General features: G+C 45.9%; 19 protein-coding genes. 9 read left to right on the top strand and 10 right to left on the bottom strand.

What is annotated here, in order from left to right; genetic code table 11:
- Positions 1-272 precede the first annotated feature (272 nt).
- The 6 genes from ftsY to KIH41_RS13275 all read right to left on the bottom strand — a co-directional run bounded on the left by ftsY (position 273) and on the right by KIH41_RS13275 (position 2750).
- Positions 273-1229 carry a signal recognition particle-docking protein FtsY gene (ftsY, locus tag KIH41_RS13300; RefSeq protein ID WP_213944617.1) on the bottom strand — a complete coding sequence of 319 codons (957 nt, stop codon included), beginning with the start codon at positions 1227-1229 and terminating at the stop codon, positions 273-275.
- Between the two features lie 139 nt (positions 1230-1368).
- Complete coding sequence (locus tag KIH41_RS13295) at positions 1369-1521, bottom strand: DUF4295 domain-containing protein (RefSeq protein ID WP_009185442.1); 153 nt, start codon at positions 1519-1521, stop codon at positions 1369-1371.
- 45 nt (positions 1522-1566) lie between these two features.
- Positions 1567-1749 (bottom strand): 50S ribosomal protein L33, encoded by a 183-nt coding sequence (gene rpmG / locus KIH41_RS13290; protein ID WP_035075268.1) that lies wholly within the window; start codon positions 1747-1749, stop codon positions 1567-1569.
- A 30-nt stretch (positions 1750-1779) separates the two neighbouring features.
- The gene (gene rpmB / locus KIH41_RS13285) at positions 1780-2022 is read right to left on the bottom strand and encodes a 50S ribosomal protein L28 (RefSeq protein WP_143959649.1); all 243 of its coding nucleotides are present in this window, start codon (positions 2020-2022) and stop codon (positions 1780-1782) included.
- Between the two features lie 244 nt (positions 2023-2266).
- On the bottom strand, positions 2267-2428 hold the full coding sequence (locus KIH41_RS18220) for a DUF5522 domain-containing protein (protein ID WP_213944658.1): 162 nt from the start codon (positions 2426-2428) through the stop codon (positions 2267-2269).
- 121 nt (positions 2429-2549) lie between these two features.
- Positions 2550-2750: a hypothetical protein gene (locus KIH41_RS13275; protein WP_214162685.1), complete on the bottom strand. Its 201-nt coding sequence runs from the start codon at positions 2748-2750 to the stop codon at positions 2550-2552.
- Between the two features lie 13 nt (positions 2751-2763).
- Between KIH41_RS13275 and rocD the strand changes: the two genes are divergently transcribed.
- The 3 genes from rocD to KIH41_RS13260 all read left to right on the top strand — a co-directional run bounded on the left by rocD (position 2764) and on the right by KIH41_RS13260 (position 4794).
- Complete coding sequence (gene rocD, locus KIH41_RS13270) at positions 2764-4044, top strand: ornithine--oxo-acid transaminase (RefSeq protein WP_214162684.1); 1281 nt, start codon at positions 2764-2766, stop codon at positions 4042-4044.
- A gap of 215 nt (positions 4045-4259) precedes the next feature.
- Positions 4260-4472 carry a hypothetical protein gene (locus KIH41_RS13265; protein WP_214162683.1) on the top strand — a complete coding sequence of 71 codons (213 nt, stop codon included), beginning with the start codon at positions 4260-4262 and terminating at the stop codon, positions 4470-4472.
- Complete coding sequence (locus tag KIH41_RS13260; protein WP_214162682.1) at positions 4462-4794, top strand: type II toxin-antitoxin system RelE/ParE family toxin; 333 nt, start codon at positions 4462-4464, stop codon at positions 4792-4794. Before KIH41_RS13265 ends, KIH41_RS13260 begins: the two co-directional genes overlap by 11 nt.
- Positions 4795-4805: 11 nt before the next feature.
- Here the strand turns inward: KIH41_RS13260 and KIH41_RS13255 are convergent, their stop codons facing one another.
- The 4 genes from KIH41_RS13255 to KIH41_RS13240 form a co-directional block, all read right to left on the bottom strand.
- The gene (locus tag KIH41_RS13255) at positions 4806-4994 is read right to left on the bottom strand and encodes a PLDc N-terminal domain-containing protein (protein WP_214162681.1); all 189 of its coding nucleotides are present in this window, start codon (positions 4992-4994) and stop codon (positions 4806-4808) included.
- Between the two features lie 68 nt (positions 4995-5062).
- On the bottom strand, positions 5063-5458 hold the full coding sequence (locus KIH41_RS13250; protein WP_214162680.1) for a hypothetical protein: 396 nt from the start codon (positions 5456-5458) through the stop codon (positions 5063-5065).
- 235 nt (positions 5459-5693) lie between these two features.
- Positions 5694-6797 (bottom strand): trans-sulfuration enzyme family protein, encoded by a 1104-nt coding sequence (locus KIH41_RS13245; protein ID WP_214162679.1) that lies wholly within the window; start codon positions 6795-6797, stop codon positions 5694-5696.
- A 56-nt stretch (positions 6798-6853) separates the two neighbouring features.
- Positions 6854-7351, bottom strand: a complete 498-nt coding sequence (locus KIH41_RS13240) for a DUF4293 domain-containing protein (protein WP_214162678.1) — start codon at positions 7349-7351, stop codon at positions 6854-6856.
- 580 nt (positions 7352-7931) lie between these two features.
- On the opposite strand from KIH41_RS13240, the gene KIH41_RS13235 reads away from it, so the two are divergent.
- From KIH41_RS13235 to KIH41_RS13210, 6 genes are all read left to right on the top strand, one after another.
- Positions 7932-8618 (top strand): hypothetical protein, encoded by a 687-nt coding sequence (locus tag KIH41_RS13235; protein WP_213944609.1) that lies wholly within the window; start codon positions 7932-7934, stop codon positions 8616-8618.
- A 624-nt stretch (positions 8619-9242) separates the two neighbouring features.
- Positions 9243-9998: a tRNA pseudouridine(38-40) synthase TruA gene (gene truA / locus KIH41_RS13230; RefSeq protein WP_214162677.1), complete on the top strand. Its 756-nt coding sequence runs from the start codon at positions 9243-9245 to the stop codon at positions 9996-9998.
- Between the two features lie 70 nt (positions 9999-10068).
- On the top strand, positions 10069-11841 hold the full coding sequence (locus tag KIH41_RS13225) for an ABC transporter ATP-binding protein (protein ID WP_213944607.1): 1773 nt from the start codon (positions 10069-10071) through the stop codon (positions 11839-11841).
- Positions 11842-12121: 280 nt separating this feature from the next.
- A complete protein-coding gene (locus KIH41_RS13220; protein ID WP_214162676.1) occupies positions 12122-12703 on the top strand; it encodes a hypothetical protein in 582 nt (193 codons plus the stop codon).
- A gap of 2 nt (positions 12704-12705) precedes the next feature.
- Positions 12706-13203 carry a hypothetical protein gene (locus KIH41_RS13215; RefSeq protein ID WP_214162675.1) on the top strand — a complete coding sequence of 166 codons (498 nt, stop codon included), beginning with the start codon at positions 12706-12708 and terminating at the stop codon, positions 13201-13203.
- Between the two features lie 92 nt (positions 13204-13295).
- Positions 13296-13832: a hypothetical protein gene (locus KIH41_RS13210; protein ID WP_214162674.1), complete on the top strand. Its 537-nt coding sequence runs from the start codon at positions 13296-13298 to the stop codon at positions 13830-13832.
- Positions 13833-13864 lie beyond the last annotated feature (32 nt).

Below are 13864 nucleotides of genomic sequence, written 5' to 3'. Positions count from 1 at the left end.
GTGAATCGACGCTTTTTTTATTTGGGGCCACGAAGGCGCGAAGGCGCAAAGAAAAACAATTGAAGCTAATTAGCCACTAAGCCCCAAAGTCTCGAAGAAAATCCTTCGCGTCTCAGTGGCAGAAAAACAAAAAACCACCAAACCTGCTTCAAGCCTGGTGGTCTATATAAAATTAAAAGAAAACTCTGAGCATCTCTGTGGAAAAAATCCGCGAAGAGGGATTCTGTGAAACTCCATTTTTTTGAACTCCGCGAAACTCTGTGTCCCCTTGTTTACTTCTTCTTAAACAACGAATCCACGAATTCCTTCCTGTTAAACACCTGCAGGTCGCTCATTTTTTCACCTACGCCGATGTATTTCACGGGGATTTTGAACTGATCGGAGATGCCGATGACCACGCCACCCTTGGCAGTACCGTCAAGTTTGGTGATGGCAAGGGAAGTGATTTCGGTTACACGGGTAAATTCCTTGGCCTGGATAAAGGCATTCTGTCCGGTGGAGCCATCCAGCACCAAGAGGATCTCATGGGGTGCGGTTTCTATGAATTTTTGCATCACCCTTTTGATCTTACCCAATTCATTCATCAGGTTGACTTTGGTGTGAAGCCTACCGGCGGTATCTATGATCACCACGTCGGCCTGCATATCCACGGCTTTTTTCACCGCGTCGAAAGCCACTGATGCCGGGTCGGTATTCATGCCATGGGAAATCACCGGGACGCCTACCCGCTCGCCCCAAAGGATAAGCTGATCCACGGCCGCCGCTCTGAAAGTATCTGCCGCGCCAAGGACCACGGACTTGCCCGCCTGCTTGAATTGGTGGGCAAGTTTGCCGATGGTGGTGGTTTTACCCACACCGTTGACGCCGACCACCATGATCACGTATGGTTTTTTGTCTTTGGGAAGGTCAAAATCGGTAAGGTCTTCGGTGTTGTTTTCTTCCAACAGTCCCATGATTTCCTCACGCAGGATCTGATCAAGTTCGGCGGTGCTGACGTACTTGTCACGCGCCACCCGCTCCTCGATTCTGCGGATCACCTTGATGGTCGTGTCCACGCCTACATCGGAGGTGATCAGGATTTCTTCCAGTTCATCGAGGATTTCCTCGTCCACTTTGGACTTGCCGACCATGGCTTTGCCCAATTTGGAAAAAAGATTCTCGTTGGATTTTTCTAGGCCTTTGTCTAGGCTTTCCTTTTTATCTTTCGAAAAGAAACCAAAAATTCCCATAGCTTTTACACAAATAAACACCTGAATTTAAGCAGGTGATTTCTTAAAACGGACATTACGCCCTTGAATATAACAAAAAAGTCCCAGTTCCGATAGATTACCGAAAGGGACTTTCAAATGCTTTGCAAAAAAGGCAAAATTATTTTTTCAATGTTTCCTGAACCATTGGGGTTGGAACCATCTCTTCTCTGAAGGTATAGGCACCAGTCTTTTCAGACTTTACCGCTTTGATCACTTTAGCATAAGTGACGCCGCCTTCTTTTTTTAGGGTTGCTACTACTTTCTTAGCCATATCTTAACTATTTAAAGGAGGTATCAAGCAAGGATACCCGCCTAATTATTTGATTTCTTTATGAACAGTCACTTTCTTCATGATTGGGTTGAACTTCTTCAATTCCAATCTTTCGGTAGTGTTTTTTCTGTTTTTGGTCGTGATATATCTGGAAGTACCTGGAAGACCGCTAGTCTTATGCTCGGTGCACTCCATGATCACTTGTACTCTGTTACCTTTCTTAGCCATCGCTCTATATCTTTAAAAGAGTAATTCTATTTATTTAATGATAATGTTACCGTTCTGCTGAGCTTCTTTCAACACTGCAGAGATACCCTTCTTGTTGATGGTTCTCAAAGCCTTTGAAGAAACCTTCAACGTGATCCAAGCATCTTCTTCTGGTACATAGAAAGATTTCTTGTGCAAGTTTGGATAAAACTTACGCTTGGTCTTGTTGTTGGCGTGCGATACATTGTTACCTACTCGAGGTCTTTTACCGGTGATGTCACAAACTTTTGCCATGATATATGATCGTAATATTTAAGACGTTTTCTAAATTGAGTTTGCAAATATCGGAACTTTTCGGGAATTACCAAAAGAGCAGCAAAAATTTATTACCTAATCTGTTGGATGTCATTAACGTGGAAATGGGAAGTTATGAATTAGGAATTAAGAATTAGGAATTAAGAATTAAGGTTTTTGAATGACCGATATTTCTGATTCTCCATTCCCAATTCCTCATTTCTAATTCTCTATTCCCAATTCCTTATTTCCCATTCCGGTACGGGCAATGCTTGCACCCACTCCCACAACAAAAGCCTCTCCTGAGGTGGTACTGCTCCGTAAACACCATCAGCCCCGCCTCGTTGAAATAGTAGTCACCGGGTTGGACTTGCTGGGGCTTGATGGGTTCTTTTTTCTTTTTCATCATATTATATAAACCGTCTTTTCGACTGAGCGACCCTTTTCGGGAGCGAATGGAGAAATCTAGATCGAGAACAATATTTATTAGACCTCTCCACTCCACTCCGTTCCGGTCGAGGTGACGCTTAATGTTCTGCATTCATAACCTTTGTGCCCGCAGTGACCTCTTCCCTTTCCCGATCCACTTCGTCACTCGGGACAGGTGTGCGACTTTTTTTTACTTTGGAGAACTTAGTGGCCTCTTTTGTTCCGTCTTCCGTCTTCCGTCTTTTATCCCTATATTTGTTTTTACCCAAAACAAACCTCAGCCCGATAAGTGCGGGCAAAACTACAGATTTTATGATTGAAAAAATAACCTCCAGCCAGCAGGCCATTGCTTTAGAAGACAAATACGGCGCCCACAACTACCACCCGCTGCCGGTGGTGCTTTCAAAAGGCGAAGGCGTATTTTTATGGGATGTGGAAGGTAAGAAATATTTCGACTTCCTTTCCGCCTACTCGGCCGTCAACCAGGGCCACTGCCACCCTAGGATCAAGGACGCGCTGATTGAGCAGGCGGGAACCCTGACTTTGACCTCAAGGGCTTTTCACAATGACGTGCTGGGGCCATTCGAGAAATACATCACCGAATACTTCGGCTTCGACAAAGTGCTTCCTATGAACACCGGCGCCGAGGGGGTGGAGACCGCCATCAAGATCGCCCGTAAATGGGGTTACGAGAAAAAAGGAATTGAGGAAAATCAGGCAACAATCATCGTGGCCGACAACAATTTCCACGGCAGGACGACGACCGTCATCTCCTTTTCAAATGACGAAAATGCCCGTAAAAACTTCGGGCCCTACACAGCAGGCTTTGTCAAAGTGCCATATAACGATGTAGATGCCTTGAAAACCATCATGGCCGAAAATAAAAACGTGGTTGCCTTCCTGGTGGAGCCTATCCAGGGTGAAGCAGGCGTTTATACCCCGGACGATACTTATATTAAAGAAGTAGCCGCTGTCTGCAAGGAAAACAATGTGCTTTTCATCGCCGATGAGATCCAGACGGGTATTGCAAGGACGGGTTCACTTTTGGCCGTGTGCGGCAACTGCAGCTGTGAAGGCCACTGCGAAAAGCAGGAAACCTACACCCAGCCGGACATGCTCATTTTGGGCAAGGCCATTTCGGGTGGCTTCTTCCCGGTTTCTGCTGTATTGGCCAATGACGAGATCATGGGCGTGATCAGGCCCGGTCAGCACGGTTCCACCTTCGGGGGAAACCCACTTGGCGCCAAGGTTGCGATGGCTGCTCTTGATGTGGTAAAGGACGAAAAGCTTGCCCAAAATGCCAGAAAGCTCGGCAATATCTTCAGAGAGCGGATGCAGAAATTGGTGGACAAATACAACATCGTGAAGCTGGTCAGGGGCAAAGGCCTCTTGAACGCCGTGGTGATCAACGACAGCGAGGACAGCAGCACCGCCTGGGACATCTGCGTGGCCCTAAAAGACAACGGCCTACTGGCCAAACCCACCCACGGCAACATCATCCGCTTCGCGCCTCCGTTGGTCATCACCGAAGAGCAGCTACATGAGTGCTGCGACATCATTGAGCGGACGATTGAGGGGTTTGAGAGGAAGTAGAGTTTAAAAAGGGACACGGAGTTTCGCAGAGTTCAAAAATGAGTTTCGCGGAGTTTTTAAGGAAGTTTCACCGAGTCTCTCTACCGACAAAAGCAAGCCCCTTCGCGGACAAAAAAAAATAGCCACGGATTCATTAGTGAATTCGTGGCTATTTTTTTTCAGCAACTTTTTTCAATCAACAAAGGTTGTTAAATTGGGTTTTATACCTTCTTAATATGAAAAGAGTTACATTACAAATACCTGATGATCAATATCACTTCTTTTTGGAACTTGTTCAAAAGCTAGGACTGGAGAGGGTGGATGAAGAGGCTATTGAGACCAAAGAAGAAACCCTACAAGGCATTGAGCAGGGCCTTCGACAAGTGAAGCTCATAAAGGAAGGCAAAATGAAAGGCAGCACTCTTAAAGACTTTTTGAATGAGCTTTAGCCTAATCTTAACTGAACTATTCCAAAAACAGGCTAAGAAGCTAAGTAAAAAATACATTTCCCTGAAAGATGATCTGGAGAGATTAGGAGAAGAACTTTTACAGAATCCCACAAAAGGAATTTCTCTTGGACAAAACATTTATAAAGTAAGGCTACCAATATCCTCAAAAGGGAAAGGCAAATCCGGAGGGGCAAGAGTAATAACTTTGGTAAAAATTACGGAGGAACAGGTCTTTCTTGTATGTATTTATGACAAAGGCAAGATAGACAATCTAACTAAAGAAGAAATAATTCAAATCCTGAAAAGGGTAGGAGAAATTTAGGCCATTTTCTTTTACACCCTATCTCTCAGTTGAAAATAAAGGAGTGGGCCAAGAATGGGAAAGAAAAACACCAGCCATATCCAATAAATGCTTCGCTTTTTGCCTCGATAAACCCGCACATTGATATCAATCACGGCCATAAGGCAGAGAAGGATCACAGCACAAAGCCCAACTATATTAATCACATCGTAGGAATCCATTTAATTGCTTTTTGATTTAAAAATCGCGTTGAGCTAAAAGTCCTTATAAAAATTTGGCTTCGTTCCGGCTATTCTCCATTCTCTTTTTTTGGATCAAAAACAAAAGCTCCGGGCTCCAGTAACTTCAACGCTTCATTTATCTCCCCCTTCGGCACCAGTTCACCAAAACGGTCTTGCCCATAACTGCCGGTGGGACTGTATTCTCTGAGCCTCGGCATTTCTCTCACCTCAGGCCTGTCGTTGTAAATCGGCATCTTGGCCTGCTCAACCGGAGTTAACGCGGCAATTTCCATATTGGAATTGAATCCAGGGGACGGCTTTATGATGGACATCCGGTCGACTTTTTCCGGGGAAAATATGCCATGAACCTTGATTTCGACACCATCGATATCCAAAGTCTCCTGACCCCAAGATGTAAAAACAACCAACATCAACCCCGCACTGAATAAAATCTTCTGAAACATAGCCTTTAAAGTTTTGAGTCCGCCCCTATAAATTTAGTGAAAAATTAATCTCTATAAAAATGTTTAACCACAGATTACTTAGATTAACACAGATTAACTAATCACCTCTACCTCATTGGATATAATCAGCAGAATCAAATGTGCCCCTTCATTTACTCCCCGCCCAGCATTTTCCGCGACGCAGCTCAGTGAGACTCTGTGCTCGAACTCTGAGTTACTCTGTGACAATTTTTTCTCAACCCAGCGCCCCATCCAGATCGCTCAGCAGATCATCCAGGTGTTCCAAACCAACCGACACCCTGACCAGGTTCTGGGGCGTGGTGGTATCAGGCCCCTCCACGGCGGCCCTTCTTTCGATGAGACTTTCCACTCCGCCGAGACTTGTGGCGTTGGTGATGAATTTTAGCTTGGCTATAGCCTTATCCGTTTCCTCCGCAGTACCCTTGAAAAGGAATGAGAGCATGCCACCGAAGCCAGTCATCTGCGCAGAGGCTACCTCAAAGCCCTCTTGCGATTTCAATCCTGGGTAGAATACTTTTTCCACGTTGGGGTGGTTTTCCAAATAGGTAGCGATAATCCCTGCGTGTTCTGCATGTCCCTTCATTCTATAGGCCAGGGTCTTGATGCTGCGGGTAAGGTAATAACAGTCAAACGGCGAAGGCACTGCTCCACCAACCTGCTGTACCAGCCTGATTTGCTCCCAGAAGGCATCCTCCTCTTTGGTGATCAATGCCCCTCCGAGGATATCGGAATGGCCGCCGAGGTATTTGGTGCTGCTGTGCATGACGATATCTGCCCCCAGATCCAAGGGATTCTGGAAAACGGGAGTGGCAAAAGTGTTGTCGCAGACAATTTTGATGTCCTGCACATCCTTCACCTGCTCACAGGCAGCTTTGATATCCGTGATTTTGAGCAGCGGATTGGAGGGAGTTTCGATCCAAAGCAGTTTGGTGTTATCCCGAATAGCCGACCCAATATTGGCAGTCTTACCCATATCCACAAAAGTGACGGCCAGTTTCCCTTTGAACACTTCCAACAACTGCTTTTTCAGCCCATGATACATATCCTCCGGGGCGATGATGTGGCTGTGGGCAGGCAGGGCCTGGAACACGGCCATTCCTGCTGCATTTCCGGAGGAGAAGGCTGCGGCGTCCTTTCCTTTTTCCAGCTTGGCAAGCAGATTTTCCAGTGCCAGGCGGTTGGGATTGGCCGCCCGGGTATAGATCAGGGAATCCTCTTGGTGTTCAAAAATGGTGGAAAGCGTGATGGGTTGGGTCACGGGTCTGCGGCTGTCTGTCACTTGCGTGCCCGCATGGATGGCTACGGTTTCGAATCTCATAGGGGAAAGTTAAAAAAAAACCTGCCAGGTTTCCAAAACCTGGCAGGTTTAAATCCTTACCTAATCCGATCAACCGACCTTACCAGCATTTCATCCTTTCGGATAAAACGGTTGGCGAGCAGATTCATTAGCATGGCCAGGACAATGGCATAAAACCCAAGCATAAAGGCTCCGGTATCCCTGCCTCCTATGGCGTCATTTGCAGTAATGGAGAGGTAAACGGTAGCACCCAGAATAATCACCATGATAAGGGAATTGATCATATTGAGCATCATCTGCCGCTTTCTGTCTTTGAATTGGCTGAGGCTATAAAGGGCAAGTAAGCCAGAAACTACGGCCAGAAAACCCAAATATGCGGTAGTTGTCTGGCTCACCACTCCGGCGGATTCGGAAATCTCGGAAACCCCGATAGTGGTCACTGTCAGTGTCCATGCCGTGAGCATCACCTGCTCGGTCTGGCTAGGGTTGACCTGGGACCAAAGTGGGAAAAGTGCTACCAACACCATACAGAGGGCCAGTAAAAAAAGAAAGATTGTTTGAACGCGTTGTATCATTTTTTTTAAGTTTTGACAAAATAACAGCCTTCTGCTTATAATCGCAAGTTAAGGCAATGGGGAATTGGAAATTAGGAATGGGGAATAAGGAAAATAACAAAATAACCACTGAGAATCGGAGGCTAAGTAAAATCAGTTCTGGAGCCTCACAATCCCACAGAGGGGTTCATTCCCTGAAGCAATCTCAATGTAAGAGGAGAAGTTTCTCGCAAACCTGTCCCGAGCAGAAGCGAATCGGGAGGGAGCAAAGGGCGCAATAGGATCAGACTGCAGGCGGGTCACTCCTTTTCCCTCTCCATCATAGCGGTAAGCATGGTACGGATGAGGTATGGATTAGGTATGGACAAGCTCCATATTTGGGCTAACGGGAACTGGGAAGAAACCTAGCTCAGCTCTAACTCAATATCCCTATAAGGTCTCTATAATGTCCCTATAAATTCCCTGTAAGGTCCCTATAACCTTCTTCACCTCGTTAGCCATTTTTTTACACTCTGATAAACATTTCCCTGTAACCCATTGCATAAATGGGTGATTTTTACCAATTTAACCAAACAAAACACTTTTTATATTGTAGTAAGACATGGCAAAAATCAAACACAAACTAGGGGCTATTTCTGGCACTATTGATAACAAAACATACGTAAATAGTGATACCTATGGAGAGCATGTGCGCGCTGCTAGAGGAACACATAAAGAGGCGGTGCTAAATGATGTAATGCAAGCCTGGACGAAAGCGCCTGCTGTAAAAAACAAAATGGCTGGCTTGCTGAACACGGTGGTCAAGAATAATTCCGGCATCCTTTTCAGTACCAAGAATTACCAACCCATGTTGGCTAAGTTGGACCAGCATTACAAACTACATGGGGAGTATGCCTGGAAAGCTTTGGTGGGAATGGATCTGGTAAATAAAAATCCATTTGACAGATTTGGACTGTCTTTTGGTCGGGAATGGGTAAACAGGCGAGGAAACGTACTTAAGTTTGATTGGTCCGCCATTCAAGATTGGTCTTTGGAATCCTCGGGGTTGATTGGCTTTGACCTTCACCTGTATTTCTTGGGCTACATACCGGAAATCGAAAACTTTGAAATTGCCAGCCTGCAATTGAGCGCAAATGGCAAGCAACTGGAACCGGTCAGTACCCAGCGACTGAAGTTCTCAAAAGACGTGAAGGATATCATCATAGTAGCCAAATTCCTGGGCTATTCAGATAGGTTTCACCTTGAAATGGTGGGGAATTCCGGCATGAAGGTCCTTCAGGTGATTTAATTGGAATTCGGGTATGTGTGGTTTCTCGCAAACCTGTCCCGAGCAGCGAAGCGAATCGGGAGGGCGCAAAGTGTGCCGCAAAGAGCGCGGCGCTTTATTTCCCCCAAACTTCCCTCTAAGTAATCCGTGAAACCTGTGTTTTTTCTCCTTCACCAACTGCCTATTTGTTGAAGGGTTTAAGGTCCTGAAGGGAATAGCTGCGCTTTATTCCCTTCAGGACTGATGAATGGATTAATGAGCCACTAGTGCCCTTCTTCGTGGCCGCTTTGTTTACGTTCAGCAATCGTGCTAGACCTCTCCACTCCCTTCGGTCGGTACTAATGACGGGTTAAAATAACCGCAGAGCCACAGAGAAAAAAATGGAAACCGCAAAGAGGTTAAGTTTCGCAAAGAAGAAATAAGTGTAATACAACCCATTGTACGTGGCGACCCTGCCTTTGCCTGGCAGGCAGGCGCTGCGATTTTCGCAGCGCCGCCGCGAGAAATCAAAACGTCATAGCACTTGGTGGGTTTGCATGCCTGCGCAGGCAGGTCTGCATCCCTTTGCCTTCCGCGAAGCCATTTTTTCATTCCTAATTCTCCATTCCCAATTTTTCCCCCACGAATTCCTATCTTTGCCCCCTCATGAACGAGCAACATCGATACTTTCTGGAGCTGGCCTACAAGGGTACTGCCTACCATGGCTGGCAGGTGCAGGAAAATGCCCATACCGTGCAGGCCGAACTCAACAAGGCCCTTTCCACGCTGCTGAGAAGGGATGTGGAAACCATGGGGAGCGGCCGCACCGACACGGGCGTACACGCAATGCAACAGTTTGTTCATTTTGACCATCATGAAAAACTGGAACCCCAAAACTTTCTAAAAAGAGTCAATGCCCTGCTGCCTTCTGATATCGCTTGCTACAGGCTTTTGCCTGTCAAAAATGAGGCACATACCCGATTCGATGCCTTGTGGAGAAGCTATGAATACCATGTTACCTTGCGCAAGAATCCTTTTTCTGAGGAGCAGGCCTGGTATTGTTTTTACAAACTCGATGTGGATAAAATGAACCGGGCTGCTGAGCTGCTCCTGAGCCACACCGATTTTGAATGCTTCAGCAAGGTGAAAACCAGCGTCAATAATTTCCGCTGTGAAATTAAAACTGCCCGCTGGGAACAAAATTCTGAAAGTTTGATTTTTCATATTACGGCAAATCGCTTTCTTAGGGGAATGGTAAGGGCCATAGTGGGCACTTTGGTAAAAGTGGGCACCGGCAAAATGGACATGGAGGGCTTCAGACAAGTATTGCTCAGCCAGGACCGACGGATAGCTGGGTCTTCCGCCCCTGCCCATGGCTTGTTTTTAAGTCGAATCACATATCCTGAGGACATATTTATTTAAAAAAGAGACCGAAGACCGAAGACGGAAGACGAAAAACGGGTCAAAAAAATCATATAAAACTAATTAACCATTGAGTTTAGAAAAGGAAAATGTAAAAAGTGGGGAGATCATTGACACCAAGGTCCTCAAGAAACTGTACCAGTTTGTGCAGCCCTACAAAGGCCGGTTCTTCTTCCTTATATTTCTTACATTAGCCTTGGCGATCTTGGCTCCTACCAGGCCCCTATTTATTCAGATAGCAATCGATGACTATGTGGCTATGGGTGACCGGGATGGGCTGGTCCGAATCATCTACCTGCTTGTGGGCCTAATGATTTTGCAGTCCATCGTGCAGTTTGCCCACACCTACCTTTCGGGCTGGATCGGCCAGGTCATCATCCGGGACATCAGGATAAAGCTTTATCGGCACCTGCTGAAAATGAAGCTCAAGTTTTTTGACAACACCCCTATCGGCAGGCTGGTGACCCGAAACATTTCAGACATTGAAACCCTGGCGGATGTATTTAGCGAAGGGTTGGCAGCCATAATAGGTGATCTTTTGCAGCTGATCACCATCCTAGGGGTGATGTTCTACATTGACTGGAAGCTTACCTTGGTCAGTTTGTGTACCCTGCCCTTGTTGATCATTTCCACGTATGTGTTTAAGGAAAAGATCAAGGTGGCCTTTAATGATGTCCGAAATGCGGTATCCAATCTCAACTCTTTCCTTCAGGAGCATATCACGGGGATGAATATTGTGCAGATCTTTAACAGGGAAGAAAGGGAGTACAAGAAATTTGAAACGATCAACAAAGAGCACAGAAGGGCACACCTCAAGTCTGTATTGTACTATTCCATCTATTTCCCTGTTGCGGAGATCATTCAGGCTATTGGGATAGGCTTAGTGGTATGGTACGGGGCCACGGGGGTGTTTGACATGGAGCTCAAAGTAGGTGTACTGATTTCCTTTATCATGTACCTGCAGCTTTTCTTCCGTCCCATCCGAATGATTGCTGACCGATACAATACCCTGCAGCTGGGAGTGGTGAGTTCCTCGAGGATTTTCAAGCTGCTTGACAGTGAAGAACACATCCCCAATAATGGCACTTATGCACCTGAAAAGATCAAGGGGGACATACAGCTGAAAAACGTCTGGTTTGCCTACAATGATGAGGAATATGTGCTCAAGGACATCAACTTTGATGTGAAGCATGGGGAGACCATCGCCCTAGTGGGAGCCACTGGAGCGGGAAAATCCAGTATTATCAACCTGATCAGCCGTTTTTATGAAATCAACAAAGGCAGCATCCTGGTTGACGGCACTGATATCCGAGATTTCGAGCTCAACACCCTTAGAAAGCATATCGGGGTAGTATTGCAGGATGTATTCCTTTTCTCTGACACCATTTTGAACAACATCACCCTAGGAAATCCAAAAATAACGCGAGAGCAGGTCATGGAGGCCGCCGAACTAGTGGGAGCGAGAAAGTTTATCGAAAGGCTTCCTGGCGGGCTGGACTACAACGTGATGGAAAGGGGCGCCACGCTTTCGGTGGGGCAAAGGCAGATGATATCCTTTGTAAGGGCCATGGTGTACAATCCGGAGATCATCATATTGGATGAGGCCACCTCCTCAGTGGACACCGAAACCGAGGAGCTGATTCAGGGAGCCATCGAAAAGATGATGAAAGGCCGGACCTCCATCGTGATTGCGCACCGCCTGTCTACTATCATCAAAGCTGACAAGATCATCGTGATGCACAAAGGCGAGATCAAGGAAATCGGCAACCATGAGAAGCTTTTGGCAGAAGGTGGGCTGTATGCGCAGCTGCACCAAATGCAGTTGAAGTCTATGGTTAGCTAGTAGGGGAAATGAGTCACGAACTTGCCTTGCGACAGACAGGGTCACAGGAAGTTCAAAAGAAGTCGCGCAAAGAATTGAAAATTAGGAATGAGGAATGGGGGAGCACGGATTTCTTAATTCCTAATTCTACATTCAAACTTCAAGTGGGCACGAGGGCTGAATTATACAATGGTCCTAGAAGTACTTTGTACTTGGTACATGGTACTTTGTACTAAGAATTTTTCCGCAAAATAATCCTAAATTCGCACCGTTGACTGTTAAACCTTACCTAAAACATTTTATGAAGAAAGTATTATTGCTGGCTTTTTTACTCTTGCCGGCTTTGGCGTATTCACAGGAGCATCAAGTGGGGATCAGACTGGGGGAGCCGTTGGGGATTACTTATAAAACTTTTATCGATGAGCGCATTTCCATAGAGGGGATATTTGGAGCCGCGGGAGCCAACCATGCAGGTTACTACCGCCGGGCATTCAACAATAACAGACCTACTGGAGATGCCGTTTATGCCAGTCATAGCACCTACTCCGCTTTTTCCTTGAATGCAAGAGCAGCCTATCATGAAGATATTACCAACCAGTTTAACATCACCGAAGGCATGCTTTGGGCTTATGGAGGTGTCGGTGCACAGTTGAGGTCCGTACAAGTGGATTATCTATATTCCAGACCTATGTCACCAACATTCTTCAACAGTGAAAACAGAACAAACATCGATTTTGGCCCTGAGGCATTTGTAGGTACTGAATATTATTTTCAGGATCTGCCAATCAGTGTGTTTGTGGAAGCAGGCTTGTTTCTCGAACTGATTGACCGTCCAGGACACCTAAGGTTACAGGGGGCAATCGGGGCACGATATATTTTCTAATTATGAAAAATGCATTAATTCTCATCCCGGCAGTACTTTTTGTCGGTTTGGTTGGCTATTTCTTACTGGGCGGGTTCAATGATCTCGAACTGGAGGTGGTGCAAACTGACAACATTCACCTGATGGGATACCAGTACCGCGGCACCCCGCAAGATGAGGCTTTGCCCCAAACCTTCCAAAAAGCTGAAGGACTGTTGGGAGATGGCAAAACTCTGCATACCCTTTACCAAGTAGAACCAGCGGGTAAACTCGACACCATGGAAGTTTTCATAGGAGTAGAGTTCAGCGGGGAAATGGGTGACGCGCAGGAATTGCTTATCGAAAGCCAAAATGCCATTGTGGCCACGATGCGGTCCAGCAGATATGTGATGCCAGGCCCCAATAAAGTCAAAAAACGCATTGAGGAATTTGCCGAGCTAAATGGGCTGGAGACCCAGGGAATATATATTGACAGGATTGTGGAATCCGATCATGTGGAGGTTTGGGCTCCCTTGAAATAGCTGGTAGAATTTACCATTGTAATGATTTTCACAACCATTTCCTTTGGCTTTGCGTCTAAATAAAACGTATATTTCAACCAAAACAATATTCTATGAAAAAGCTGCTGTTGTCTTTATCTGTACTGGGTGCTATTTTAATTCAGGCCTGCCAGGGCCCTATGGGACCTCCAGGTTTGGATGGTCTTGATGGTCTTGATGGAGTTACAGTGGAGGCGGATGTGTTTGAAGTAGTGGGGGATTTTGATCCAGAGGCCAATTTTACAATACAAGGAGATTTTAATGAACTTGGATTAACCTTTCTTGAATCCGATAAGCTCTTGATTTATCATCTTTGGGAAACAGATGAGGGAAGAGATGTATGGAGAATGCTCCCTCAGACAATTTATCTTGACCAGGGGCAATTTGCCTATCAATATGATTTTACGAATACCGACTTTAGGATATTTATGCAGGGCAATTTCGATCTCAACATTCTGGGGCCAGAATGGAAAAACGAACAATTTTTCCGCTTGGTGGTGGTGCCGACAAGGGCAGTTAACTTCAGAGTGGATTTCAACGACTTTGACGCAGTAGTCAATCATTACAATTTGGACGTGAGCAATATTCCAAGAATCCGATTGGAAAAATAAAATTTGCGTTCGCTATTAAAAACACAAAACCA

This window comes from Litoribacter ruber (genome assembly GCF_018500185.1).
Lineage (GTDB): Bacteria > Bacteroidota > Bacteroidia > Cytophagales > Cyclobacteriaceae > Litoribacter > Litoribacter ruber.
Note: the sequence above shows the minus strand (reverse complement) of the source record. Positions and strands in the feature narration are given on the sequence as shown.

Excerpts from the sequence above, each read along its gene's own strand:
- KIH41_RS13220 (WP_214162676.1), top strand. The coding sequence starts at position 12,122 with ATGAAGAAAGTATTATTGCTGGCTTTTTTACTCTTGCCGGCTTTGGCG.
- KIH41_RS13215 (WP_214162675.1), top strand. The coding sequence starts at position 12,706 with ATGAAAAATGCATTAATTCTCATCCCGGCAGTACTTTTTGTCGGTTTG.
- ftsY (WP_213944617.1), bottom strand. The coding sequence starts at position 1,229 with ATGGGAATTTTTGGTTTCTTTTCGAAAGATAAAAAGGAAAGCCTAGAC.
- rocD (WP_214162684.1), top strand. The coding sequence starts at position 2,764 with ATGATTGAAAAAATAACCTCCAGCCAGCAGGCCATTGCTTTAGAAGAC.
- rpmB (WP_143959649.1), bottom strand. The coding sequence starts at position 2,022 with ATGGCAAAAGTTTGTGACATCACCGGTAAAAGACCTCGAGTAGGTAAC.
- KIH41_RS13235 (WP_213944609.1), top strand. The coding sequence starts at position 7,932 with ATGGCAAAAATCAAACACAAACTAGGGGCTATTTCTGGCACTATTGAT.
- KIH41_RS13245 (WP_214162679.1), bottom strand. The coding sequence starts at position 6,797 with ATGAGATTCGAAACCGTAGCCATCCATGCGGGCACGCAAGTGACAGAC.
- KIH41_RS18220 (WP_213944658.1), bottom strand. The coding sequence starts at position 2,428 with ATGAAAAAGAAAAAAGAACCCATCAAGCCCCAGCAAGTCCAACCCGGT.
- rpmG (WP_035075268.1), bottom strand. The coding sequence starts at position 1,749 with ATGGCTAAGAAAGGTAACAGAGTACAAGTGATCATGGAGTGCACCGAG.
- KIH41_RS13265 (WP_214162683.1), top strand. The coding sequence starts at position 4,260 with ATGAAAAGAGTTACATTACAAATACCTGATGATCAATATCACTTCTTT.
- KIH41_RS13250 (WP_214162680.1), bottom strand. The coding sequence starts at position 5,458 with ATGTTTCAGAAGATTTTATTCAGTGCGGGGTTGATGTTGGTTGTTTTT.
- KIH41_RS13260 (WP_214162682.1), top strand. The coding sequence starts at position 4,462 with ATGAGCTTTAGCCTAATCTTAACTGAACTATTCCAAAAACAGGCTAAG.
- KIH41_RS13240 (WP_214162678.1), bottom strand. The coding sequence starts at position 7,351 with ATGATACAACGCGTTCAAACAATCTTTCTTTTTTTACTGGCCCTCTGT.
- KIH41_RS13295 (WP_009185442.1), bottom strand. The coding sequence starts at position 1,521 with ATGGCTAAGAAAGTAGTAGCAACCCTAAAAAAAGAAGGCGGCGTCACT.
- KIH41_RS13255 (WP_214162681.1), bottom strand. The coding sequence starts at position 4,994 with ATGGATTCCTACGATGTGATTAATATAGTTGGGCTTTGTGCTGTGATC.
- truA (WP_214162677.1), top strand. The coding sequence starts at position 9,243 with ATGAACGAGCAACATCGATACTTTCTGGAGCTGGCCTACAAGGGTACT.
- KIH41_RS13210 (WP_214162674.1), top strand. The coding sequence starts at position 13,296 with ATGAAAAAGCTGCTGTTGTCTTTATCTGTACTGGGTGCTATTTTAATT.